At 38.8% G+C, this 23,421-nt stretch carries 25 protein-coding genes; 8 read left to right on the forward strand and 17 right to left on the reverse strand.

Annotation, left to right across the window (positions count from 1 at the left end):
- Nucleotides 1–9: 9 nt before the first annotated feature.
- Both flgK and flgL read left to right on the forward strand, forming a co-directional pair.
- Entirely contained in the window at nt 10–1,662 is a 1,653-nt protein-coding gene (gene flgK, locus GWI59_RS09945; protein WP_109400750.1) for a flagellar hook-associated protein FlgK, read from the forward strand.
- Between the two features lie 31 nt (nt 1,663–1,693).
- Nucleotides 1,694–2,638, forward strand: a complete 945-nt coding sequence (gene flgL, locus GWI59_RS09950) for a flagellar hook-associated protein FlgL (protein ID WP_072063106.1) — start codon at nt 1,694–1,696, stop codon at nt 2,636–2,638.
- A gap of 66 nt (nt 2,639–2,704) precedes the next feature.
- Here the strand turns inward: flgL and GWI59_RS17705 are convergent, their stop codons facing one another.
- On the reverse strand, nt 2,705–2,887 hold the full coding sequence (locus GWI59_RS17705) for a (5-formylfuran-3-yl)methyl phosphate synthase (RefSeq protein ID WP_115065465.1): 183 nt from the start codon (nt 2,885–2,887) through the stop codon (nt 2,705–2,707).
- A 934-nt stretch (nt 2,888–3,821) separates the two neighbouring features.
- Between GWI59_RS17705 and GWI59_RS09960 the strand changes: the two genes are divergently transcribed.
- Nucleotides 3,822–4,076 (forward strand): helix-turn-helix domain-containing protein, encoded by a 255-nt coding sequence (locus GWI59_RS09960; RefSeq protein ID WP_161671122.1) that lies wholly within the window; start codon nt 3,822–3,824, stop codon nt 4,074–4,076.
- A gap of 237 nt (nt 4,077–4,313) precedes the next feature.
- Here the strand turns inward: GWI59_RS09960 and fliR are convergent, their stop codons facing one another.
- The 13 genes from fliR to fliF all read right to left on the reverse strand — a co-directional run bounded on the left by fliR (nt 4,314) and on the right by fliF (nt 15,394).
- Nucleotides 4,314–5,096: a flagellar biosynthetic protein FliR gene (gene fliR, locus GWI59_RS09965; RefSeq protein ID WP_072063103.1), complete on the reverse strand. Its 783-nt coding sequence runs from the start codon at nt 5,094–5,096 to the stop codon at nt 4,314–4,316.
- 5 nt (nt 5,097–5,101) lie between these two features.
- Nucleotides 5,102–5,371, reverse strand: a complete 270-nt coding sequence (gene fliQ, locus GWI59_RS09970; RefSeq protein WP_006533156.1) for a flagellar biosynthesis protein FliQ — start codon at nt 5,369–5,371, stop codon at nt 5,102–5,104.
- Nucleotides 5,372–5,386: 15 nt separating this feature from the next.
- On the reverse strand, nt 5,387–6,157 hold the full coding sequence (gene fliP / locus GWI59_RS09975) for a flagellar type III secretion system pore protein FliP (RefSeq protein WP_006533155.1): 771 nt from the start codon (nt 6,155–6,157) through the stop codon (nt 5,387–5,389).
- Nucleotides 6,157–6,603: a flagellar biosynthetic protein FliO gene (gene fliO, locus GWI59_RS09980; RefSeq protein ID WP_006533154.1), complete on the reverse strand. Its 447-nt coding sequence runs from the start codon at nt 6,601–6,603 to the stop codon at nt 6,157–6,159. The genes fliP and fliO overlap by 1 nt, the downstream gene beginning before the upstream one ends.
- A 3-nt stretch (nt 6,604–6,606) precedes the next feature.
- Nucleotides 6,607–7,017, reverse strand: a complete 411-nt coding sequence (gene fliN, locus GWI59_RS09985; protein ID WP_006533153.1) for a flagellar motor switch protein FliN — start codon at nt 7,015–7,017, stop codon at nt 6,607–6,609.
- Nucleotides 7,010–8,041: a flagellar motor switch protein FliM gene (gene fliM / locus GWI59_RS09990; protein ID WP_006533152.1), complete on the reverse strand. Its 1,032-nt coding sequence runs from the start codon at nt 8,039–8,041 to the stop codon at nt 7,010–7,012. The genes fliN and fliM overlap by 8 nt, the downstream gene beginning before the upstream one ends.
- 5 nt (nt 8,042–8,046) lie before the next feature.
- Nucleotides 8,047–8,529: a flagellar basal body-associated protein FliL gene (gene fliL / locus GWI59_RS09995; protein ID WP_006533151.1), complete on the reverse strand. Its 483-nt coding sequence runs from the start codon at nt 8,527–8,529 to the stop codon at nt 8,047–8,049.
- A 177-nt stretch (nt 8,530–8,706) separates the two neighbouring features.
- Nucleotides 8,707–10,110 carry a flagellar hook-length control protein FliK gene (locus GWI59_RS10000; protein ID WP_006533150.1) on the reverse strand — a complete coding sequence of 468 codons (1,404 nt, stop codon included), beginning with the start codon at nt 10,108–10,110 and terminating at the stop codon, nt 8,707–8,709.
- Nucleotides 10,110–10,556 carry a flagellar export protein FliJ gene (gene fliJ / locus GWI59_RS10005; RefSeq protein ID WP_006533149.1) on the reverse strand — a complete coding sequence of 149 codons (447 nt, stop codon included), beginning with the start codon at nt 10,554–10,556 and terminating at the stop codon, nt 10,110–10,112. The genes GWI59_RS10000 and fliJ overlap by 1 nt, the downstream gene beginning before the upstream one ends.
- Before the next feature lie 36 nt (nt 10,557–10,592).
- A complete protein-coding gene (fliI, locus tag GWI59_RS10010; RefSeq protein WP_006533148.1) occupies nt 10,593–11,960 on the reverse strand; it encodes a flagellar protein export ATPase FliI in 1,368 nt (455 codons plus the stop codon).
- Nucleotides 11,960–12,679: a flagellar assembly protein FliH gene (gene fliH, locus GWI59_RS10015; protein ID WP_072063099.1), complete on the reverse strand. Its 720-nt coding sequence runs from the start codon at nt 12,677–12,679 to the stop codon at nt 11,960–11,962. The genes fliI and fliH overlap by 1 nt, the downstream gene beginning before the upstream one ends.
- On the reverse strand, nt 12,672–13,670 hold the full coding sequence (gene fliG / locus GWI59_RS10020; protein ID WP_006533145.1) for a flagellar motor switch protein FliG: 999 nt from the start codon (nt 13,668–13,670) through the stop codon (nt 12,672–12,674). Before fliG ends, fliH begins: the two co-directional genes overlap by 8 nt.
- A complete protein-coding gene (gene fliF, locus GWI59_RS10025) occupies nt 13,667–15,394 on the reverse strand; it encodes a flagellar basal-body MS-ring/collar protein FliF (RefSeq protein WP_072063098.1) in 1,728 nt (575 codons plus the stop codon). The genes fliG and fliF overlap by 4 nt, the downstream gene beginning before the upstream one ends.
- A gap of 276 nt (nt 15,395–15,670) precedes the next feature.
- Between fliF and fliE the strand changes: the two genes are divergently transcribed.
- The 3 genes from fliE (at nt 15,671) to GWI59_RS10040 (ending at nt 18,222) form a co-directional block, all read left to right on the forward strand.
- On the forward strand, nt 15,671–15,982 hold the full coding sequence (gene fliE, locus GWI59_RS10030) for a flagellar hook-basal body complex protein FliE (RefSeq protein WP_072063097.1): 312 nt from the start codon (nt 15,671–15,673) through the stop codon (nt 15,980–15,982).
- Between the two features lie 537 nt (nt 15,983–16,519).
- Nucleotides 16,520–16,735 (forward strand): hypothetical protein, encoded by a 216-nt coding sequence (locus GWI59_RS10035; protein ID WP_006533140.1) that lies wholly within the window; start codon nt 16,520–16,522, stop codon nt 16,733–16,735.
- Between the two features lie 353 nt (nt 16,736–17,088).
- Complete coding sequence (locus GWI59_RS10040) at nt 17,089–18,222, forward strand: hypothetical protein (RefSeq protein WP_109847293.1); 1,134 nt, start codon at nt 17,089–17,091, stop codon at nt 18,220–18,222.
- 213 nt (nt 18,223–18,435) lie between these two features.
- Here GWI59_RS10040 and fliT read toward each other — a convergent pair whose 3' ends face one another.
- Genes fliT through fliD form a run of 3 tightly spaced genes read right to left on the reverse strand, consistent with a single transcriptional unit; the run spans nt 18,436 to nt 20,635 of the window.
- Nucleotides 18,436–18,789, reverse strand: coding sequence for a flagellar protein FliT (gene fliT / locus GWI59_RS10045; RefSeq protein ID WP_006533138.1), 354 nt, complete (start codon nt 18,787–18,789; stop codon nt 18,436–18,438).
- Between the two features lie 18 nt (nt 18,790–18,807).
- Nucleotides 18,808–19,206 carry a flagellar export chaperone FliS gene (fliS, locus tag GWI59_RS10050; protein WP_023581844.1) on the reverse strand — a complete coding sequence of 133 codons (399 nt, stop codon included), beginning with the start codon at nt 19,204–19,206 and terminating at the stop codon, nt 18,808–18,810.
- Between the two features lie 19 nt (nt 19,207–19,225).
- Entirely contained in the window at nt 19,226–20,635 is a 1,410-nt protein-coding gene (gene fliD, locus GWI59_RS10055) for a flagellar filament capping protein FliD (RefSeq protein WP_109847294.1), read from the reverse strand.
- Nucleotides 20,636–21,021: 386 nt separating this feature from the next.
- Here fliD and GWI59_RS10060 point away from each other — a divergent pair, with 386 nt between their 5' ends.
- Together GWI59_RS10060 and GWI59_RS10065 are read left to right on the forward strand one after the other, a co-directional pair.
- Nucleotides 21,022–22,119 (forward strand): FliC/FljB family flagellin, encoded by a 1,098-nt coding sequence (locus tag GWI59_RS10060; protein ID WP_161669655.1) that lies wholly within the window; start codon nt 21,022–21,024, stop codon nt 22,117–22,119.
- A 315-nt stretch (nt 22,120–22,434) separates the two neighbouring features.
- Nucleotides 22,435–23,421 (forward strand): FliC/FljB family flagellin (locus tag GWI59_RS10065; protein ID WP_161724571.1); only part of this gene is annotated, 987 nt, incomplete at its 3' end.

Genomic DNA, 23,421 nt, shown 5'->3' on the forward strand with positions numbered 1-23,421 from the left:
GATAGACAAATGTCCAACAGTTTAATTAATACAGCGATGAGCGGACTTAATGCGGCACAAGCTGCGATGAGCACTGTGAGTAATAACATCGCTAACCAAAATGTAAAATGGTACAACCGTCAAATGACTGTTTTTAATGAAAACAGCGGCACAATGACCGGTAATGGTTATATCGGTAATGGTGTTAATGTTAGCCGTATTCATCGTGAGTATAACGAATTTCTTGCCGGTCAAATGAACCGTGCAATGTCAAAACAAAGCGCACTTAATAGCTATACCAAAAATATCTCACAAATCAATGATTTGTTAGCAGATAAAGGAAATGACGTTTCCAGTGCGATTGACGAATTTTTTACTAGCTTACCAAACGTAACCAATAATGCCGAAGACAACCCTGCGCGTACAACGGTAATTGGTAAAGCGGAAGCCATGGTGAATATGTTTGCTAAAGCAGACCAATCATTGCGTGATTTAGAAAAAGATATTAATAGTCAGGTGACAAATACCTCTAAAAATATCAATGAATATACAAAACAGATCGCAAAACTAAATAACGAAATTAGTCGTTCTAAAGGCTTCAATGGCGCTGATCCTAACGACTTATTAGACCAACGTGATCGTTTAATTCAAGAGTTAAACACACTGGTTGATGTTCAAGTGACTCAACAAGATGGTGGTTTTGTTAACGTCACGTTTGCTAATGGTCTGCCATTAGTATCTGGTACTCGCTCTTATGAAGTTTCTGCTATTCCATCTAATAAAAATAGTGAACGTCTTGTTCTTGGTTATAGTAATGGCATTGATGAAGTTCGCGAAGTAGATGCAAAACGTATTAAAGGTGGCGAACTTGGCGGCGCGTATCGTAGCCGTGAAGAAGTGTTAGATCCAAGCCGTAACCAATTAAATCAATTAGCGTTAGTATTAGGTGATCAATTTAATAAGCAGCATGAGCAAGGTTTTGATTTAGATGGTAAAAACGGTGAGAAGTTCTTCGAACTTGGTGGCGCTCATGTTATGCCTAACGGTAAGAATAAAGGTGACGCTACCTTTGATGTCAAATATACCGATACCAAAGCAGTGAAAGCGGCTGATTATACTGTTAAATATGATGGTAGTAAGTGGGATGTTACGGTAGAGCCGGGCGGTCGTAAAGTTAATGCAAAAGTAAGCGCAACGGGCGAATTAGAATTCGAAGGCATGAGTATCAAAATCAATGGTACAGCACAAAAAGAAGATTCTATTATTGTTCAATCTGTCGGTAATGTTATTGCTGGTATGGAAGTTGCAGTGACTGATCCAAGCAAGATAGCGGCAGCTGGCTCGCTAAACGCGGATGGAACAACGGCACCAAGTGATAACGAAAACATGAAAAAATTGTTTGATTTACCAGACCAAAAAGTGATTGATGGTAAAACAACGATTGCAGGTGGTTATGGCTCACTGATCAGTATGGTGGGTAATAAAGTGAATACCGCGCAAGTTGATTTTGATGCTCAGGTTTCTATCACTAAAAGTATTGTCGAACAACAGCAGTCTGTTTCTGGTGTGAACTTGGATGAAGAGTACGGTGAGATGTATCGCATTCAAGAATACTACATGGCAAATGCGAAAGTTATTCAAACTGCAAACAGTATGTTTGATGCGATTATGCAAGTTTTCTAAGTAACCCTTCATCAGAATAAGGAATAACACGGTGCGTTTAAGTTCAAATCAAATTTTTAGTCAGCGTGTGGATAATATCACTGGCTCGCAAAGCAAATGGATGACTGAAGGAAATAAAATTTCAAGTGGTCGTCGCGTTGAAAAGCCTTCAGATGATCCCATGGCGGCTTCTCAAGCGGTAATGGTGAAACAATCTGAATCACGTAACCAACAGTATGCAACAGCGCGCGGATTTGCAAAAAACAGCATGTCATTGCAAATGAGTTTAGCGAGTCAAATGGTGAATATCACCACCAAAATTCAAGAAACACTGGTTGCTGCGGGTAATGACGCCACGCTTAGTGATGAAGACCGTTCATCTCTTGCTGATCAATTACAAGGTTTAAAAGATCAATTAGTGGGTATTGGTAATACAAAAGATGGTGTGGGGCGTTATATTTTTGCCGGTTTCCAATCAGATAAACCGCCTTTTGTTGCTGATGCAACGGGTAAAATCACCTATCAAGGTGGCGACAAGCAAATTACCCAAAAAGTAGATAGCAATATTGAAATGACGACCAACTTCACTGGAATTGAAACATTACAATCTTCAGGTGGTAAAGGGACAGAGCCTGATATTTTTAATGCACTTGATAATGCTATTACAGCGTTACGTGAACCTTTAACAGGTAAACCACAAGCAGATCGTGATGCAGCATTAGATAAAATTGATGCTGCAAACCGTGTTAACCGTGCAACTTTAAATAACATTTCTAGTGTAGAAGCCAAATTAGGTTTACAACTTCAAGAGCTTGATAATTTAGATGATTTGGGGGCAGATACCTCTTTAAGAAATGCAAAACGTTTAAGCGAGTTGCGTGACTTAGATTGGACACAAGCAATTTCTGATTATTATCAAGAAGAGTCTGTCTTACAGGCTTCTTATAAAGTTTTTAACGACATGAAAGAGATGTCGATGTTCAAGATGTATCGCTAATTTTTATCGTACTGTTTCGCGACATTTTGATATCTCCCCTGATATTGATTTATCAGGGGGTTTTTTTTATTGTTTATTGAATACAATTGATAAGTTCATTTTTTTAATATTAGAAATAAAGTGTTTTGCTGATGAAACTTCAAAACCATGATAAAGCCGTTTTATATTTTTTATAAAGGTATCAATCATAATTAGCTTGACGCCAATATTTTTGGCAATATGAAATATTGTGAAACTACTTTTTATAATAAATTAGCATCAAGGCCTTTCCCATTGAAATGATATTAACAGTAAGTCTAGATAACATAGTAATTATTTTATTTATAAACGACAAAATATGAGATGTACCTCGTCATTGTTTTTTAAATTCCTTTGCTTTATCCAGTTATCTAATGTGATTTTACCACATCTAATTTTATATCCTGCCTTTTTGTGTGGATATTCCTTGCAGAATAAACTCGATTTCTTATCATCTTATTTTACGTATGTTATTTGTTTTTTTGTTTTAACATTCCAACTTTGAAAGTAATATCGTTATTAAACTTCAATTAAGATAAATCCTAACAGGAGTCGTTGTGTGTATAAACTATATAAGTTAATTTATCACTCGTCATAATATGATTTTCTTTTTTTAATTTACATTATTGATTTAAAAAGGAAAAAGAATATCTAATAAAGACGTTCTTTTAAGGATGATCAATTATAATTCATTCGGATAAGTCAATGGATATTATTTTTATTTTATTCTTGATATATATTTTATTCATTAATTCGATATAAAATTAGTTATTATTCTTTAAGTTTTGTTTAAAAATAAGTCATTAAAGATTAAGTAAAGCTAATATTTATGAAAAAAGGATAATTTTCTCTTCTGTATTTAATTATCTATTTGATAAATAAGTTTTTTTAACTATTTTTAATAGTGTATAACGATCTATTTTGATAGATTAATAGATGTATCCTATCAAGCGTTGAGTTATTGATTGATAATAGCGTATTTACAGTGAATATTTATAAATTTATATTGTAAAAAATTTATTTTTCTAATAATAAATAATTATAAATATATAAAATTGTATTTTAAGTGAAAATTTAGAAATGTTAGGTTTTCTAAATTAGAATGATTATATTTTTATTTTCTATAAATTTTATTCAATGATATATAAAAGAATAGGTTATTAATATGAGAAAGCATTGTAACGAACCATTACGTAAAATAATCGGGAAGTATATAAAAAAAGCGCGTATAAATAAATCATTGTCAGGTGAGCAATTAGGGCTACTATTGAATGTCAGTCAGCAACAAATATCAAGATATGAAAATGCAGAGACGAGTGTTAATATTGAAACATTATATTTCATATTACAAACGCTAGATAAAAACTGGGAGGATTTTTATTGTCATGTTATACGAGAGTATGAAAATAAAAAAATGTAGAAATAGGTATGGCTTTTATTTTTATTCTTTTTAATTAAATAACTAATAAATAAATTATTTTATAGCGAATTATTATTGTCTATGAAAATTTAATATATGGCTTTATATGAAATAAATATTCTCATTAATTCAAGTATGAATGTGTTGTCAATAATAATGTTAATGTTTAATAAAAGTGCCTTTTGTCAATTTTATTATTGAAAAGGCCCATCGTATGTATTTTTAATCAGTCTTATGTCAAGAAACCAGCTGCTGTAGTATTAAGGTGATGCGATTAAATGTATCGCTAAAGACACGCTCAGTAAAGACAGGAAGAGCGGGCATGATCATTGATAGCGCTAGCATACCAATGGTTAATGTTAGTGGGAAACCGACCACAAAAACAGAAAGCTGTGGTGTCATACGGTTTAAAATACCTAATGAAAGGTTGAGCACTAAAAGTAGAGTGATTAATGGCATGGCTAACATCATACCGTTGATAAATATAGTCCCACCACTTTGAACTAAAGTTAATATGCCTAATGAGTTAAAGGTCTGATTTCCAATAGGAACAACATAGAATGTATCAACTAATATAGATAATAGCCATAAATGACCGTCGAAGACCATAAATAATAGCATTGTTAGCATATTAAAAATACGTGCCAGAATAGGCATGTTAGGGCCACCTGATGGATCGACAAAGGTAGCGAATGAAAGCCCCATCTGTAAACCAATCACTTCACCAGCATGACGAACAGAAGCGAACGCCAACTGCATTGATAACCCGAGAATGGTGCCAATCAAAATTTGTTGTAACAGTACCCAAAAGGCAATAAGCGAGAATAAAGGCACATGACTTTGCGGTAAGCCTGGTGCGACTAATGCAGTAATTAAAAAAGCGAGTGCAATACGAAATTTTTTAGGTGTTTGTTTTTCACTAAATAGCGGTGCGGTGCTAAAAAGGGCGAGTATTCGCACAAATGGCCAGAAAAAATCACTAATGTAGCCGCTAAGCATTTCACTGGTCAGGGTTATCATTGCTATTAACCAATCATCCCTGGAATGCCTGTAAATAGGTTATGCATATAATCGACAAGTAAACTTAACATCCAAGGACCCGCAACTAAAATAGCGACTAATACAGCAAGAATTTTTGGAATAAACGATAATGTCATTTCGTTTATTTGTGTTGCAGCTTGAAGCATACTGATCACAAGACCCGTTACCAGAGCGGACAATAAAAGAGGGCCTGCTAGTGATAAAGCGATTTTCATCGCTTCAGTACCTAGTGCTAAGACGGATTCTGGTGTCATGGGGTTACCTCTGCGCTAATTAAAAAAGCTTTGTGCAAGCGAGCCTAGTATTAATTGCCAGCCATCGACTAAAACAAAAAGCATCAGTTTAAATGGCAATGAAACTGTGGCTGGTGGCACCATCATCATACCTAGCGCCATCAACACACTGGCGACAACTAAGTCGATAATAAGAAAAGGAATAAAAATCATAAAACCGATTTGAAAAGCGGTTTTTAGTTCACTGGTAATATATGCAGGTACCAAAATACGCATAGGTACACTTTCGCGAGTTTCAAATGCAGGTGCATCGGCAAGACGAGCAAACAGAGCCAAGTCAGTTTCACGAGTTTGTTGCATCATAAACTGACGTAGAGGTTTTGAACCATTTTCTAAGGCTTGCTCAAAGGTAATTTGATCTTCAGTAAATGGCATATAGGCATCTTGATAAATTTTATCAAAAACGGGTGCCATAATGAAAAATGTCATAAATAATGCTAAACCAAGAACTACTTGGTTTGGCGGGGCAGAAGGTGTACCTAAAGCATTACGTAATAATCCAAGGACAATAATAATACGGGTAAAACTTGTCATCATCAGCAAAACAGCAGGAATAAAGCCTAATGCTGTAATGAAGATTAAGGTTTGTACTGGCAGTGACCAACTTTGACCTCCACCCGGTAAAGGCTGTGTAATAATACCCGGAAATTGGGCAAACGCACTGGTAGGTAACAAGAGTAAAACCAGCACACTAGCGAAGAGACGCCAACGCTTTAATGCGTTAAAAAAAGTGACACACTGATGCATTATGAGTTGCCTTTATCTCGCTTTAGCGTTTTTTGTAATATTTGAGTAAACAAGGGTGATGTTGGTGATGAGGTCGCTTCCTGCGAGGCTTTATCAGGAACGGGTAATTTATGCAGCAGATTTACCTGCGATGCAGTTACCCCTAATACGAGCCATTCCTGTTCTATTTCAACCACCACCACACGTTCTTTCGCACCTAATGAACAACTTGCTTTGACGCTAAGTTGTGCTGTTGTTCCTTTAAATGAACCTCGGCTAAAGCCAAAACGGCGAAATAACCACATAGCAACAATAATAAGAACGATGATGCCTGCAAGTGCCGTGCTAACTTGAGCAAGGCTTTGACCTACAGGCAACGGTTGTGTAGGTGTTTGAACTGTTTGTGTTGTAGCGGGTGCGGTAGTATTTACCGCACCTTGGCTGGAAAAGGAAGGAAGCTGTTCCATAGATTAACGGCTCAGGCGACGCATACGTTCTGATGGTGTAATGATATCGGTAATGCGAATACCATATTTATCAGAAACAACCACAACTTCACCTTGAGCGATTAAATAGCCATTGATAAGAATATCAAGAGGCTCACCAGCTAAACCATCCAGTGAAACGACAGAACCTTGTGACAGGCTAAGTAATTTTTTAATGGTCATTTTGGTGCGACCTAACTCTACTGTTAATTTGACAGGAATATCCATAATCAAATTAATGTCAGATAGATGGTTCAGTGTGTCGTCTTCAGGTAAAAGATGTTCAAATAGATCGGAACTATTATCCTGGCTTTTACCAGTTTGCTGTTCCATTGCATCAGCCCACATATCCTCAGCCGATTGTGAATTATCAGTTGGGCGATTTGCATCACTCATTGGTTTGTTCCTCATCCAGAGCGTTTAAAACAGGGTTAATTAGGTGTTCAACACGAAGGGCATATTGCCCATTTACTGTACCGTATTGGCTTGTTAATACGGGCACACCATCAACATGTGCAATCAATCTTTCTGGTTTATCAATCGGGATAACATCCCCTTCTTTAAGTGTTAACACTTTTGATAAGCGCAGTGGGATGTCAGTAAAGTTTGCGACCAGTTCAAGCTCTGAATGCTGAACTTGGTTGACTAAACTATCTAACCAAACCCCATCTTCTTGACGAACATTTTCAATTGGTGGATTGATCAGTCGTTCACGTAATGGCTCAATCATGGCAAATGGAATACAAATACTAAATTCCCCAACCATGGAACCAATTTCTACCTGAAAAGGTGTCGTAACAACAATGTCATTCGGTGATGAGGTGATATTGGTAAATTTCACCTGCATTTCAGAACGAACATATTCCACCTGAATTTTAAATATGGAATCCCAAGCATCACGGTAGGCATCAAGTGCCAATTTCAACATTTTGTTGATGATCCGTTGCTCTGTGTTGGTAAATTCACGCCCTTCCACAGGGATTGGAAAACGGCCATCACCACCAAACAGGTTATCTACCGCGATATAAACCAGATTGGGTTCAAAAGTAAATAATGCTGTTCCTCGTAAAGGCTTTAAATGCACCAAGTTAAGGTTCGTTGGCACAGGTAAATTACGAGCAAAGTCGTGATATGGGTGAATTTTAATGCCACCAACAGTAATGTCAGGACTCCGACGAAGCATGTTAAACAGCCCCATACGAAATTGACGCGCAAAGCGTTCGTTAATAATCTCTAACGACTGTAAACGTTCTCGAACCACACGACGTTGCGTGTTGGGGTCATAAGGCTGAATATCCGGTTCATTCGGATCCTTCGCTATCGCAGGTTCCCTGTTCGCGCTTTTTTTGGCGTCGTCACCTGATGTGTCATCATTCAGCAGAGCATCAATCTCTGCCTGTGAAAGGATATTATCGCTCATAATGATTATCGCAGAATAAACGTGGTAAACAGTACATCGGAGAGGATCTGTTCTGATTCTCCCGGTACGAGAGTCGGTCTCAGCGTTTCTTTTACATCCGTCATTAGCTGGAGTTTTCCATTGTCTGTCGCGAGCTTATTAGCCTGTTGACGAGAAAGCAGTAATAACAAGCGGCTACGAACTTCAGGTAAATAATCATGTAGACGCTTACGAGTGTCTTCATTATGTAATCTTAATGTGATCCCTATGTAGAGCACTCTGTCTAAGTGTTCTTCGTCATCAATTAGATTTACCGTAAAGGGTTCTAATGACATAAAAACGGGTGCTGGTATAACTTTTTGCTGACTTGTGCCCGCTGAACCTGATTTAGCATGCTTCAATGCCCACCAACTATATCCACCGAATGCCGCTGCAATAATGGCGATCACCAATAGTACGATGATCAGAATTAAGCTATAGCTTTTACGTTCATTGCTGTAATTAGACATGGACAGTTAAATTCCTGTTTTGTAGTGGATACGTGTTCACTGTTGTGGACTTCCATATCCATCTAAATCAACCTTAATTATCCCGCTATTTCTGTTTTTTAATTGCAGAAACAGATAGGGAAAAAACCATTAACTCTTACGTTTATTGACATAGTGTGTCCTCCCAATACATTTGTATTAGGCGAAAATATCAACACCACCACGAGCAGATGCTAATTCTTGAGGCGTAAGCGTTATCTTTTGTAGTGCCGTTTCAGAGGCTAATTGCAGTGAATTACCCTCGCTTCCTTGATGATTATCGGCACCATCTCCACTAAATTGAGAGGAATCTGACATATTTTGTTGTTGCCAACTGTCATTAGTGTCGCTAGACACCTGACTCTGCGTGAGCTGGATCCCATTTTCAGAGAGCGCTTGACGCAATTGATGCATGGCATTTTCTAATACAGAACGAACTTGGCCGTTTTGTGAAGCTAGGTGTAGCTGTGCTTGCCCATCTTCTATTTTCATGCGGATATGTAATGAACCTAGCTCTTCAGGGTGTAAGCGTAGCTCTGCCTTTTGTAAGCCATTACGGCTAAACATCACAATTTGTTGATTGAGTTGCTGTTGCCACTCTTGTGTTCCCACTTGTGCATTGAGTACCTGTGTTGCCATCGGTGAAAATTGCATTTGTGGTTGTGTTGATGAGTGAGCATGGCCCGTAATGCCTTGTGAAGCCAAAGAAGAAGAGGTAGAAAGTGTACTGTGAAGATCGCTTTCTACAACGCGATTACTTGTTACTATTTGCTGAGCAACATTATCCGCTAATTTTGCATTTGTAACTTGCTTATCGCTGTTTAGCAATGCATTCACTTTTTCGGCTGTTGGCGTTAAAAGCGTTGCGACGCTATCTCCTTTTTTCGCAGAAGGTTTTTCTGTCTGATTAGCACCGACAAGTGTACTTTCTGTTGCTAATGCTGTTGCTTCTGGTCGTAGCTGGGTTAACAAGGACTTTTCATCTGATTTTGATAGATTGAGCTTGTCGGCAAGGTTGAATTCCGACATATCGCTATCTTTTGAAAGAGTACGCGCTAACGAGGCTAAGCCTTCATCACCTTTAACTGATTGATGCTGTTGTAATGCTTGAGTCAGTTGTTCTGAAGGAAGGGTTAGGCGTTTTAATCCCGGTAATCCTGCTAATTGAACCGGCAGTTCGGCAGCAAGCTCTTCTGCTGACATTAATAAAGAAGGATTTTTATTTTCAACAATAGCCGCAAATTGTTCATTATCTGGCAAAGTAAGAGCCAATTGAGATTTCTCAAGAGATGAATCTTCTATCACACTAGGTTCTGTAGTGGCAGACGCAAGATGACTACCGTCTTCTTTTGTTTTGTCTTCATCAGAGTGTGAATGCGCCTTATTTTCTTTTGTTGAATGATTTGTGATATTGGCTGTTTTTTTATCACTCTGCGCATTTTGAGGTTGAGAGCCCAAAAGCTGAGCAAATGTCGGGGCATTATCACCGGGTTGACTATTTGAAGCAGATGTCGTTCCCGGAGAGGCTGCAGCGACATCCATGGTCAGAAGCGTTATCTCCATCAAGTTGTTCTCCGTAAAGTACTACGCTGTGCGTACTCATCCATTTGTTTCTGTTCAATACGATCAAGATGTCGCTTACGGCTATCTTCAGCGCGTTGCTCCAAAGTCTCAAATGCATTGAGTCGTTGCTGTTTTTCTCTCCATTGTTCAGTTGCAAGATCGAGTTGCGCCTGCCAATGTTGAAGTTGCTGTTTATGTTGTTCGATAGTCAATTCGAGCGTTTTGAGAAATTGTTGGTAGTTTTGCCACGATGCTGACGACATCCCCCCTAAATTTAACGTTTCATTTAGACGTACACGGTATTCATCCTGATACCCAATCAACATATTGAGTTGTTGTTCCATTTGTTGATGACTCTGCCGGACCTGAGCCAGTTGAATAGCGGCTTGTTCAGCCGCTGTCTGTGCCAGTTCTCTCAGTGTCACTAAAGGTGACTGCTCCCGCATTGGAACCCTCTTTACTTTCTCTGATTATGTTCAGAATTAGTTTATTGTGATCAGTTGATTAAGTTGCTCACATGCACTTTGATAACTGCATTGCTCTTGGATATCTTGTTGTAAGAACTTCGCGAGAGATGGATAAAGAGCAATGGCTTTATCAAGCATAGGATCACTACCCGCAGCATAAGCACCTACGTTAATTAAATCGCGGTTACGTTGATAATTAGATAAAAGCTGTTTAAACATTTGTACGCGACGATAATGTGTTTTATCAATCAGTGACGTCATTGCACGGCTAATAGAAGCTTCGATATCGATAGCAGGGTAGTGCCCAGATTCTGCAAGAGAACGCGAAAGCACAATGTGGCCATCTAAAATCGCACGTGCAGAATCTGCAATAGGATCTTGCTGGTCATCACCTTCTGTTAAAACAGTATAGAAAGCCGTGATAGAACCGCCACCATCAACGCCATTTCCTGCACGTTCGACCAGTGCGGGCAATTTAGCAAAGACAGAAGGTGGATAACCTTTGGTTGCAGGTGGCTCACCAACAGCAAGAGCAATTTCACGTTGTGCCATACTGTAACGGGTGAGTGAGTCCATAATTAACAGGACATGTTTACCTCTATCGCGAAAATCTTCAGCAATACGTGTGGCATAAGAAGCCCCTTGCATACGAAGCAGTGGTGATACGTCTGCGGGGGCGGCAACAACAACAGAACGAGCTAAGCCTTCAGTACCAAGGATATTCTCGATAAAGTCTTTAACTTCACGACCACGTTCACCGATTAAGCCAACAACAATGACATCCGCTTGAGTAAAACGTGCCATCATGCCTAATAGCACACTTTTACCTACACCAGAGCCAGCGAACAGCCCCATACGCTGACCACGACCTACGGTCAACAGTGAATTGATTGCACGCACGCCCACATCCAGTACATCAGTAATAGGGGTACGTTGTAGTGGGTTGATCGGTGGCGTAATGAGTGGGGCACGATAACCTGTATCCGGTGGTGGTAAACCATCTAAAGGGTAACCAGAACCATCTAAAACACGTCCTAATAACGCATCACCTAGTGGTAATTGGCGGCCTTCATTTTCACCACCGGGTGTGGCTTGTGCATAAACACGAGCACCTGGTGTTAATCCCTCCACTTCTTGTAAAGGCATTAACAACATCTGGCTACCATTAAACCCAACCACTTCGCTTTCGACTTCTTCAACCGTTTTACCGATAGTACGTTCTATTAAACATGTAGAGCCAAGAGGCATAACAAGCCCCTTAGCTTCCATGACTAAACCTGTAGCTCTGGTTAAACGACCATATTGACGTACACGCGGAATTTTATTTAAACGCGCTTCTGCTTCACTGAGTTTTTCTAACCAACGCCCCAATCTTGCTGTCATTACAACGCCTCCGGTGCAGCAAGACGGCAAAGCTCATGCCAACGAGTTGCAATCGTGGCATCAAGATCGCCATCATTTGTTACAACACGGCATCCACCCACATGAATACTGTTATCGGCAACCACTTTCCAACCATGAGCAGAAAGGGAATCACCCAGTTCTTTTTCAATTTGTGGAATATGTTTTGGATTCACTCGTAACTGTGGATTGCTTGAGAACATTTGTTCTTGTTGCAACATTAAAGTTATTTGCGCCAGTAATGCAGAACCATCACAAACCGCAGGCTGACCGAGAACTTCTTTTGCCGCAGTGAGGGCGATTTGCATTAAACGCGAAGCAATAACACTGTCTAACCCATTTAAAGAGTGCCTAAATTCAGCTAACAACCCTTGCCACTCATTAATTAATGGTGATTGTTGAGCAATGCCTTGGCGAATACCTTCTTCAATACCTGATTGTAATCCAGCCTGATAGCCTTCCTGATAACCCTGGTTTTTCCCTGCCTCAAAGCCTTCAGCATGGCCCAATTTCTGAGCCTTTTCTTTCATGTCATCAAGCATATTAATTTGCTCAAGAACTTTCTGTTGCTGAACGACTTCTTTTTCCTGTTTTTCGACTTCCTTTTCGTCTTCTGCCGTTTCCTCGACAGTTAATGCCCAATCAGTGAGTTCTTTGGGAACCCAAGGCTTCCAGTTAGTATCAGTATGTTTATCAGACATAGGTATCGTCTCCTCCATGAAGAACAACCTCTCCAGTCTCTGCTAATTTGCGTACCACAAGCAGAATTGCTTTCTGCTCTGCTTCCACTTGAGACATACGAACAGGGCCGCGAGAATTCAAATCATCACGCATGATTTCAGCAGCACGTTGCGACATATTGTTGAGGAAGTGATCGCGCAGCTCTTGATCGCATCCTTTCAATGCCACAACCAAGGAGTCGGATTCCACTTCCTGCAGAATGCGCTGGATAGAACGGTTGTCGATATCGATAAGGTTTTCGAACAGGAACATTTCGTCGATAATTTTTTGTGCCAATTCGCCGTCGTAATCGCGAACCGCAGTAATGACATTCTCTTCTTGCTGACTCTTCATCAAGTTGATGATTTCAGCAGCAGTACGAACACCACCCATTTTACTGCGTTTGAGGTTTTGACCATCAAGCAGGTTATTCAGTACTTCAGTTAACTCTGCTAATGCTGACGGTTGAACACCACCAAATGTTGCGATACGTAACATCACGTCATTACGTAATTTCTCATCAAACAGGGCAAGAATATCTGCTGCTTGGCCCCGTTTGAGGTGAACCAAGATGGTTGCGATAATCTGCGGATGTTCGTCGCGGATAATATCGGCAGCCATTTGTGGCTCCATAAAGTTAAGTGTCTCGATACCCGTTGTTGTTTCGCGAGTTTCTGAGATCTCATCTAATAGATTATTTGCACGTTCTTCACCCAAGGCTTTAACAAGAACTGAGCGTAAATAATCGTTCGCATTCACATTCAACGCTGCATATTGAACAGCGTCTTCTTCAAAGCTTGCCATAACATCAATCAATTGCTGATTTGAGATATGGCGCATTGATGACATTGCAATACTCAGCTGTTGAACTTCACGTGTACTTAGATGCTTAAATACTTCCGCCGCCCGGTCTTCACCGAGTGTTAGTAACATAACGGCGCTTTTTTCGGTTCCAGTTAAGTTATTACTCATTGCTCTTTACTCATCCATTCACGAATTACCATTGCAACGACACGAGGATCTTTCTCTGCCATTTCACGGATACGTTGGCTTTGCAATTCGGCACTGACACGTTTACGTGCTTGTTTACGTCTTGCTTCGTCATCTAATTCTGCTTCATCTACATCATCTTTAACTTGTAGCTTGGTTTTCAGCACGGCTTTCTGTGCAGCAGCTTCAGCTTCACGGCGTTTTTCAATCTGTGGTTTCACCAGTTTGCGCCATAAGATCCATGCGATGATGATAAGTAATAACCAGCGACCTAAATCTAATGCTTTCGCAAGAATTTCAGGATTTTCCCATACAGGAACCGTGATCACTTTCTCTTCAATATCGTTGAACTGTGAGTTTACGACACTTAAAGAGTCACCACGTTCTTGGGAATAGCCCATCGCTTCACGAACAAGTCCTTCAATTTGCTGGATTTGCTCATCAGTTAGCGGAACAAGTTTAGTTTCAACAACAGGCTCTTCGCCTTCAGCAGCTTCTTTCTTATTTTCAACTGTTTTGTAGTTCACAATAACAGCAACAGAAAGACGTTCGACATTACCGACAGGGCGTTTGATATGGCGAATTCGGCGATCAACTTCATAGTTGGTTGTTTCATCTAAACGGCTATTGCTGTTTGGATTGCGCGTTAATGAGCGATTAGTACCCGTTGCATTGGTACCCTCTGTTTTTTCACCTTCTTGTGCCTTTGGCGTTTCAATCGGCGCTTGTGGTGGAGCAACAGGTTGATTAGATAATGCACCGGGGACACCGCCCGCTAACATGCCACCATTTTGCTCACTTTGGCTCAATTGTTTTGAACGCACGGCGGCTTGATTTGGTGGCTGATTTGGTTTGTACTCTTCCGCTGTTTCTTCTGTATGAGAGAAGTCAACTTGAGCAGTCACCTGTGCATGAACGTTTCCACGACCCACAATTGGGCCTAATAACGTTTCAATACGTTGCTGATAACGGCTTTCTAGCTCTTGAACATATTTCAGTTGGATAGAGTTAAGATCACGACCTAATGCATCTGGTTGTGTCAATAATTTGCCACTTTGGTCAACGATAGTCACACTGCTGTCAGGCATACCTGCAACACTGCTCGCAACGATATGCACGATGGCATTAATTTGACCTTCATCCAGCGCTCTACCCTGTAAAAGACCCACCGTAACGGATGCAGAAGGGGATTTCTGTTCACGAACAAAAAGAGATGGTTTTGGCAGTGCTAAATGAACACGAGCATTTTGTACAGGACCTAATGTCTCGATAGTGCGAGCAAGCTCACCTTCAAGTGCACGTTGATAGTTAATCTGTTCACTAAATTGGCTGATCCCGAACTTTTCTTTATCTAACAGTTCAAAACCGGCAGCACCGCCTTTAGGAAGTCCCGCTTGCGCGAGTTTCAGGCGTAATTCATGAACCTGATTGTCAGGCACCATGATCGCTGAGCCATTTTGTGACAAGCGATAAGGTACGTTCATTTGTGTTAACTGTGTGACAATTTCGCCACCGTCTTTATCGCTAAGATTACTATAAAGCACTTTATAATCAGGGCTTTGTAACCATAAAAATGCAGCAACAAAAATGGCAATCGCCGCCGAGCCCGCAATAATGAGCGGAATTTTCGGATCGGCTTTTATCCGGTTAATAATGGCGTTAAAACCCTTTTTCTGGTTCACAACGTCGGTTTTTTCGGCATTCATAGACAATCCTTGCCTTGTAGTTCGGGATGAATACTAAAAGCGTGGCGTAACAAAACAGACTCCCCTTACGCAAATAAATAAACCTACTCTCAGGTGTCTCATTATTGGCCTTTTGCGTTTCATTTAATGGCGTAATTAGCCCTTAACTTTTGCGTTAATTACTCGCTTTGGAATGAAGCCCCTGTGTTAGGGTATAACTCGGTAAGCGTGTTGGTTCACTTCCTTACTATGACATTGATTCAGTAATTGAATTAGATGATTAACGCAGAGGTTTATATGTCAATTCCAGCTATTGAAAGTGTTCTGGATAAAATGCAAATCCAGACTTTGCAAGCATCCAATATTGCAAAACCCCAGCCAGTACAAGCAGGGTTTGCTACTCAGCTTGTTCAAGCTGTGGGTAAAATTAATGAAACCCGAGTGAATGCAACCAACAAAGTGCAAGCGTTTACCTTAGGTACACCTGGAGTCGAGTTAAACGATGTGATGGTAGATATGCAAAAATCCAGTATCTCATTACAAATGGGCATACAAGTGCGTAATAAGCTCGTTGCTGCTTATCAAGAAATTATGAGTATGCAAGTGTAGTGCCTCATCATTTGTTAATGATTGCTTTTCTTTTGTATAGCAATTTGTATAGCAATAAAGACGCACCTAATCAAAACAGAATGGGGCATATGGTTCAATATCATTAAATAGATGATATAAGCTTTTGAATGTGATTAAACGTTCGAATATTTATACTATTGTTTGCTATTTATGATGATGAGCGCCCCGATTTGTACAGAGAAAATAGACACATCATTTTATTGATGTGTGCTTTTTCACATCTATATCAAAGCAACTCGCTATTTTATCCCTTCTTATATTTCAAAAAAGATCAAAATCAAATGGTTAAATAAGTTACTTAATTTATTACTCTATGGTAAACCTTGATAATTATTCTGAATAAATTAGATCACTTTGAAAAAACAGTAAAAATAAAAAATGAGTGCAATCAGAAATGAAAGAGTACGCTTAAATTTCTTACGATGAAGTTCATCTTTTTATAAAACGATTTTATTAAACTAAAAATTATTGATTATTATCACATTAAAGCGGGTCATAAACGGCTATGGTAATTACATGATTAATAACGTAAACGGTGATGATATGGAATATTGGTTTATTGCGTATAAAGTGCGTTCCAGAAATGGTGATACCTACGCCGGACATAAAATTGTAGAAACAGAAAGTGGGATCACACCCCATATTGCGTTAGATAAAGCATGTCAGGAAGTTGCTGAAGGAGCACAAGCTGATATTCCTGCGGTGAGAGTTGTGGCTTTTAATCGTTTATAAAAATTCTATCAACCTAATAGAAATCCTACATTCATTTAATGTGGGATTTTTTTATTTTAAATTTAAAACTTGGTTATTTAATGCACTTTTTTATGAACTGATTAACTAATAGAATTAATAAAAAAGTAAGGTATCCACTTATAAAATTTAATTACATTGATCTGATAGAGTTTTTTCATTTCTTTTACCTAAATAAAGTTCCATTATGTGATCTCAGCTTTACTAATTTATTTTTACTCATTGAATAAAAAAATGCTTATGGTTAATGTGCTGGTGGGCTAAGGAATAGCTCAATACAAGGAAATAAAAATCATTATTTTGATTTTTAGTTATTAATAAAAGGAAATTTAATTATGACAGTATTAACCGTTTATTTATGTGGCACTGGCTCAAACTCATTTGATAATAATAATCCGACCTTCTGGCAAGGTGAATTAGTCTCCACTTTAGCGCAAAACAACCAAGGACGAGAATTTGCACAGTGGTTTATTGTTGATGGTCCAGGTAGTGGTAATCTGCAAGAAGATGATTTATGGGTTGAAAGCCCTAATTACTCTGATATTAAAGGCTCGTTATTTGGCAGTGGTTGGGAAGAAAATGTTAATCACGCACTTTGTTTAATGAAAGGTCACTTTGATTGGCAACGTGAAAAATTAACAGAACAGCAGTATAACCAACTGAAAAAAGCGGGCATACCTATTGAAGATGTCAAAGTCACAGGCTCTTTTTTATGGCGTAAATATGACTATGGCGATCGCCATGTCACTCAACAGCAACTCCAACAGCAAATTATTCGTATCTTCCGTAAAGATGGCATTATTCCAACGCAAGTTAACTTAGTGGGGTGGAGTCGTGGAGGAATTACTTGCCATATGCTAGCAAATGCGATGTTGGCAGATCCTCAATTAAAAGATATCCCCGTGAATATTTTTGCTATTGATCCCGTTCCAGGTCCACTGAATTTTCAACCTGAAAAAGTGTCACTGGGTAAAAACGTCAAAGAATATGTCGGATTTTATGCAAGAGATGAGCGCTCTAAAGGATTTACTTGCGTGATCCCAACTGTTGTTGCTGATACTAAAATGCATATTTTCCCTATTTCAGGGCGCCATGCCACATTAGTGGGCAATGCGTCTATTGATGGTAGTGAAGGTGAAAATGCATTATATGCACCGGGTATAGTGGTTCGCCATTTTGCCGAAGTCTGTTTAACCCGCTGGGGTTGTGATTTAGCTAATAAATTGGCCTTAACGGATACACAAATTACGGATTATCACACCGATATTGCTAATGATGCAGATAAATATATAGCCATGCGCCGTAAAACCTATTCTATCCATGAAAGCACAGGTAAAGATGAACGTAAGGTTTCACTAGGTAAAGAGGGTAAAGCATTCTCTGAGATCTTTGGCGTACAATATAATCCATCAGCAGGTTTAACTGCAGATTATTTATCTAATCTGCAACTTTATGATGTGATTAAATAAGATTTTATTGATCACACAATAATGTATTAATGTATCGCTCACTGTTTAGTGGGCGATTTTTACTCTAATAAAACATAAAAAAAGGAAAGGGGGTAAGTTGATAAATGAAAAAAAAGAACGTTACCGATAACAAGTTAAGCTGAATAACAAGCGATAGTTTTTCTAAGTAAAGACGCCATTAGCTAATAAAACCGCTTTTGGCGCAGAGGAGAGTTATTTAAGATTGAGATCAGGATAATAACTATGTTCTGTAAACTGACCATAGCTATTCTGTACCCTCTGCTCTTGTTCAGTCTGTCTTATTAATATGCCAAGCTCATCTAGACGAGCCCGTAATAAATTTCGCGTCTCGTTTTCGTTCTCTAAGATTTTCTTTAGCATATCCGTGAGTCGTTGTTGTAGTCTCAGCTCACCGTCAGCAGGTTTTACCATCTTAGTGATTTTTTCTACGCTTTTTAAATAATCCATTTCCATTTCTATCAGCTTGTCCCATTGCTGATCTTTGGCAAGCGTTAACATTTGCTCACTTGATTTTAAAACATGCTCGTAAGCCGCCATAATATCCATATTGTTGTCCACTCTAATTTAATAAGAATTAATCTGTGTGCCAATTTGTTGCCAAGCATCAGAAATTTCAGTTAAGAGCTTGATGACTTCATGAATTTTTTCTGGGTTATTTTTTAAGTTAGCATCGAGTAGCTGATTAACCATATAGTCATAAAGGAGCTCCAGATTTTCTGCAAGCTCACCACCTTTTTCTTTATCCAGACCTTGTTTTAATCCGTTACCAATAATATTAATGGCTTTAGAGATATTTTCGCCTTTACCGGCGATATTTCCTTGTTCCATTAATATTAATGCACGGCGAAGGGCGCTTAGCGCCCCATTAAATAGGATCTGGATCAGCTGGTAAGGCGTGGCATTTAAAATCTCGCTTTCAACGTCGATTTGAGCATACATTTTACTGGCTGATTGTTGATACATATTATCCTACTTTTAAAAATTACATTAATAGACGGCCGATTGAGGCACTGGAGTTAGTCATGGAGTTGACCATTTTATCTAACTGTTGGAACTGGTTTTTATAACGTTCCATCGTCGCCGCAATATTACGTTCGGTGTTTTTAATTTGGCTATCTAATGTTTTTTTGCGTTTTTTCACGCCATCAGTGGCAATGTCTAAAGTACCATCATTAGATTGCAGGGTTTTCTTTAGGTAATTATAGGTTTGAGTACCAAAGCCTGTTTCTTTACCGTCACCCATAAAAAACTCTTTCACGTTGGCAGGTTTCTCTTTTAACGCTTCATCGAGTTTTTTGCTATCAATATCTAAAGAACCATCAACCTTAAATTTAATACCCATTTTATTCAGGGTATCTAACTCTGAAGTGCTTTGCGAGCTTGTAACAAAGCTTTTTAGCTCCGACATAATCATACGGCTGGTGCTATCACCGAGTAATACACCATTATCTTTAGATGCCGCTTCACCTTTTTCTACTTGCGTATATTTAGTGAGTGATTTGTAGGTGCTGTTTAACTCGTTATAAGCGTCTGTCCAAGCCTTAATGGCTTTTTTCATCGGCTCAATATCACGAGCAACATTAATAATTTCAGGCTTATCAATATTATCTTTATTACTGTCAGTCGTTTTCTTTAAATTTAAAACAATCCCTTCAGGGGCATCTTTTATCTCATTGGTTTGGCGTTCAATTTTAATTCCGTTAATCGTTAAATCTGCATTTTTTGCTTCAACGATTTCTTTCATTCCTTTTGCAGAAGAAGTTGTTAAAAACTCATTAAGTTTATTATCACCTTCAACAGTGATTTCCATTTTAGAGTCTGTGCCTTCTTTACGAGAAGTTAGGACTAAATAGTTTTCACCATCTTTAGCCTTAACAATCGTGGCGGAGACGTTACCTTCTTTTTTATTGATTGCATCACGCAGTTCGAGAATAGATGTTTGTTTATCTTCTAATTCAATACGTAATGGCTCTTTTTCACCTTTTTGGGTAATCACTAAGGTGCGTTTATTACCTTCACCCAAGGTTTCACCTAAAGTTTCTTTCACATCAGAGACTTTAGTTGATTGTAATGTTTGAGCTTGTGCTAACTGGGTAACAGAAACAGTGTAGTTACCCACGCTGGCTTTACCATCGGTAGTGACTTTAAAAGCATCAAACTCATCATCGACTTTTGTAGCAACAATTTTATCGAATTTTTTTAAATCTTCAGACGCTTTTTGTAATTTATCAAGCTGTCCGCGTATTTTACCGTAAGCGGTAATTTTCGCCTCGTAGCTTTTCATCTGTTTATCTAGGGGTTCAAGGCGTTTATTTTCCGACGCCTCTAATTGTGCCAATGTTTGGCTAAGAGGCATCCCTGAGCCCACGCCTAGTGAAGCAATACCAGCCATACCGGTCTCCTTTCTGTGTTCGTAAAATAATCCTCAAAAAGCGTTATCGGTAGAATCGGCGAAAAGTTTACGTCTATTTGGTATTTTTGATGACGTAAACAGGCTGCCATATAGAAGCCATTTATTGCCATTGGTGACCAAAGTCGAATTTAGAAGGGTAGAAAAAGGATTGAGACAAAAATTGATAAAAAATAAATAAAAAAATAATAAATTAATTTCTTTGTTTATCATTGACTTGATGTTGATTCTATAAAAAACACAGAAATATTTGTAGGAAAAGTTAAAGGTTGTATGTGGGGTGCCGATAAACTTGTTGCCGGTGATTAACACCGAAAATGAATAGGCAAACTTTTATTTTATCGACTTGATTTTAAAGGAATCTAGCTATGGCACAAGTCATTAATACCAACTATCTATCTCTGGTAACTCAAAACAACCTGAACAAATCTCAGGGAGCTTTAGGAAGTGCAATCGAGCGTCTGTCTTCTGGTCTGCGTATCAACAGCGCTAAAGACGATGCAGCAGGTCAAGCGATTGCTAACCGTTTCACTTCAAACGTAAATGGTTTAACTCAAGCTTCACGTAATGCGAACGATGGTATCTCTATCGCTCAAACGACTGAAGGTGCACTGAACGAAATTAACAACAACTTACAACGTATCCGTGAGTTAACCGTTCAAGCGAAAAACGGTACTAACTCTGATTCAGATATTAAATCAATCCAAGACGAAGTGGGCGAGCGTTTAGCAGAAATCAACCGTATTTCTGAACAAACTCAGTTCAACGGTGTTAAAGTACTAAGTGGCGAGAAGTCAGAAATGACTATCCAGGTGGGTACTAACGATAAAGAAGTTATCAAATTTAATTTAGATAAAATTGATAATGAAGTTTTAGGTGTTAAAGATTTCCAAGTTGCTTCTAAAGCTCAAACTAAAGGTACTGCAATTGCTGCAAACGCTTTAGGTGAGAAGGGTACTGGTAAAGTAACAGCTAAAGATTTAACTGACGTTAAAGCTTATGAATTGAAAGATGAAAAAGGCGATATCGTTAAAGATCAATATGTTGTTGAAGGTAAAAATGCAGCTGGTGAAGCAGTTTCTTACGTTGCAACTAAAGGCGCTGTAACTGGTGACGGTACTAACGATAGCGTTGAAATGAACTTAGGTTCTGAATTCAAAGCTGTAACAGCTGATGAAGCAAAAGAACATAATGAAAAAGCATTAAAAACATTAGATACAGCTATTAGCAAAGTTGATGCGACTCGTTCTAACTTAGGTGCGATTCAAAACCGTTTTGAATCTACTATCAACAACTTGAACAACACTGTTAACAACTTATCTGCTGCACGTAGCCGTATCTTAGATGCTGACTATGCAACAGAAGTGTCTAACATGAGCCGTGGTCAAATTCTGCAACAAGCGGGTACTTCAGTACTTGCTCAAGCAAACCAAGTACCACAATCAGTTCTGTCTCTGTTACGTTAATTCGTACACTGACACAAAAGATACCTTTCTATATTCAAAAGGTCCTCGTAAGAGGGCCTTTTTTTGTCGTTTTATTTTATATTTAACTCTACTCTTTTTTAGTTTTATTTTTTCTCTCAATTTCTTTTACTTTTTTCTGCAATTAATTACTTCTTATAAATTAACTGACTGGCTTTTTTTGCTATTTTTACGACGCCAAAAATCGTAAATCCCGTAAATTTGATGACGATAGTGTTTAGGCAACGTTATTACAGCGACGTAATAACAACCCTATTCATTTAAAAGTATTTTAAAATCAAGTCGAAGGAATATTGTATGGCACAAGTCATTAATACCAATTATCTGTCACTGGTCACTCAAAATAATTTGAATCGTTCACAAAGTGCATTAGGTAATGCAATTCAACGTTTATCTTCTGGCTTACGCATTAATAGCGCCAAGGATGACGCAGCGGGTCAAGCGATTGCAAACCGCTTTACGGCTAATGTAAAAGGTTTAACTCAAGCTGCACGTAATGCGAATGATGGTATTTCGATTGCGCAAACTACAGAAGGGGCCTTGAATGAGATTAATAATAACCTGCAACGTATTCGTGAATTAACCGTCCAAGCAAAAAATGGTTCTAATTCAGATTCCGATATTAAATCTATTCAGGAAGAAGTGAATCAACGTACCGCAGAAATTAACCGTATTTCAGCGCAGACTCAATTTAATGGCGTAAAAGTGTTAAGTGAAGACAGTACATTAAATTTACAAGTGGGTGCGCATGATAAAGAACAAATCAGTGTTGATCTGAAAAAAACCGATGCGACTACATTGGGTGTTGATAAATTGGATTTATCAGCAAAAAGCAAGCTCGGTTCTAAAGCGACTGAAGTTGAAGTCACTTTAACTGGTACTTCTCCAACAAAAGAGATGCAAAAACTCGATACAACGGATTTGGATGCAAAAATTACCAGTAATGATTGGAAAAGTTACGATATTTCTTATGGTCTAGATGCTAATGGTAAAGAGGATAAATCTACGCTGGTTGTTCACTCTGTGGATAAAAATGGTAAGGATGACTATTTTAGTCTCGATCCAATCACCAATGCTACAGCTGGTGCAGCAGTCAAAGTGGCCGCAACAGGTACGGCGATGACCCTCGATCCGGCTGTGGAAAATCCATTATCAACACTAGATAAAGCATTATCTCAAGTTGATAGCCTACGCAGTGCCATGGGTGCTGTGCAAAACCGTTTAGATTCTACCATTGCTAACTTAGGCAACACGGTTAATAATCTGACCGCATCACGTAGCCGT

It is taken from the genome of Proteus sp. G2673 (genome assembly GCF_009915125.1).
GTDB classification, from domain to species: domain Bacteria; phylum Pseudomonadota; class Gammaproteobacteria; order Enterobacterales; family Enterobacteriaceae; genus Proteus; species Proteus penneri.

Excerpts from the sequence above, each read along its gene's own strand:
- fliS (WP_023581844.1), bottom strand. The coding sequence starts at position 19,206 with ATGTATCAACAATCAGCCAGTAAAATGTATGCTCAAATCGACGTTGAA.
- fliI (WP_006533148.1), bottom strand. The coding sequence starts at position 11,960 with ATGACAGCAAGATTGGGGCGTTGGTTAGAAAAACTCAGTGAAGCAGAA.
- fliG (WP_006533145.1), bottom strand. The coding sequence starts at position 13,670 with ATGAGTAATAACTTAACTGGAACCGAAAAAAGCGCCGTTATGTTACTA.
- fliN (WP_006533153.1), bottom strand. The coding sequence starts at position 7,017 with ATGAGTGATGCAAATCGCCCAACTGATAATTCACAATCGGCTGAGGAT.
- fliO (WP_006533154.1), bottom strand. The coding sequence starts at position 6,603 with ATGGAACAGCTTCCTTCCTTTTCCAGCCAAGGTGCGGTAAATACTACC.
- flgK (WP_109400750.1), top strand. The coding sequence starts at position 10 with ATGTCCAACAGTTTAATTAATACAGCGATGAGCGGACTTAATGCGGCA.
- GWI59_RS10000 (WP_006533150.1), bottom strand. The coding sequence starts at position 10,110 with ATGGAGATAACGCTTCTGACCATGGATGTCGCTGCAGCCTCTCCGGGA.
- fliR (WP_072063103.1), bottom strand. The coding sequence starts at position 5,096 with ATGATAACCCTGACCAGTGAAATGCTTAGCGGCTACATTAGTGATTTT.
- fliT (WP_006533138.1), bottom strand. The coding sequence starts at position 18,789 with ATGGATATTATGGCGGCTTACGAGCATGTTTTAAAATCAAGTGAGCAA.
- fliF (WP_072063098.1), bottom strand. The coding sequence starts at position 15,394 with ATGAATGCCGAAAAAACCGACGTTGTGAACCAGAAAAAGGGTTTTAAC.
- fliP (WP_006533155.1), bottom strand. The coding sequence starts at position 6,157 with ATGCATCAGTGTGTCACTTTTTTTAACGCATTAAAGCGTTGGCGTCTC.
- GWI59_RS09960 (WP_161671122.1), top strand. The coding sequence starts at position 3,822 with ATGAGAAAGCATTGTAACGAACCATTACGTAAAATAATCGGGAAGTAT.
- fliD (WP_109847294.1), bottom strand. The coding sequence starts at position 20,635 with ATGGCTGGTATTGCTTCACTAGGCGTGGGCTCAGGGATGCCTCTTAGC.
- GWI59_RS10060 (WP_161669655.1), top strand. The coding sequence starts at position 21,022 with ATGGCACAAGTCATTAATACCAACTATCTATCTCTGGTAACTCAAAAC.
- fliQ (WP_006533156.1), bottom strand. The coding sequence starts at position 5,371 with ATGACACCAGAATCCGTCTTAGCACTAGGTACTGAAGCGATGAAAATC.
- GWI59_RS10035 (WP_006533140.1), top strand. The coding sequence starts at position 16,520 with ATGATTAATAACGTAAACGGTGATGATATGGAATATTGGTTTATTGCG.
- GWI59_RS10040 (WP_109847293.1), top strand. The coding sequence starts at position 17,089 with ATGACAGTATTAACCGTTTATTTATGTGGCACTGGCTCAAACTCATTT.
- fliL (WP_006533151.1), bottom strand. The coding sequence starts at position 8,529 with ATGTCTAATTACAGCAATGAACGTAAAAGCTATAGCTTAATTCTGATC.
- fliJ (WP_006533149.1), bottom strand. The coding sequence starts at position 10,556 with ATGCGGGAGCAGTCACCTTTAGTGACACTGAGAGAACTGGCACAGACA.
- fliM (WP_006533152.1), bottom strand. The coding sequence starts at position 8,041 with ATGAGCGATAATATCCTTTCACAGGCAGAGATTGATGCTCTGCTGAAT.
- fliH (WP_072063099.1), bottom strand. The coding sequence starts at position 12,679 with ATGTCTGATAAACATACTGATACTAACTGGAAGCCTTGGGTTCCCAAA.
- fliE (WP_072063097.1), top strand. The coding sequence starts at position 15,671 with ATGTCAATTCCAGCTATTGAAAGTGTTCTGGATAAAATGCAAATCCAG.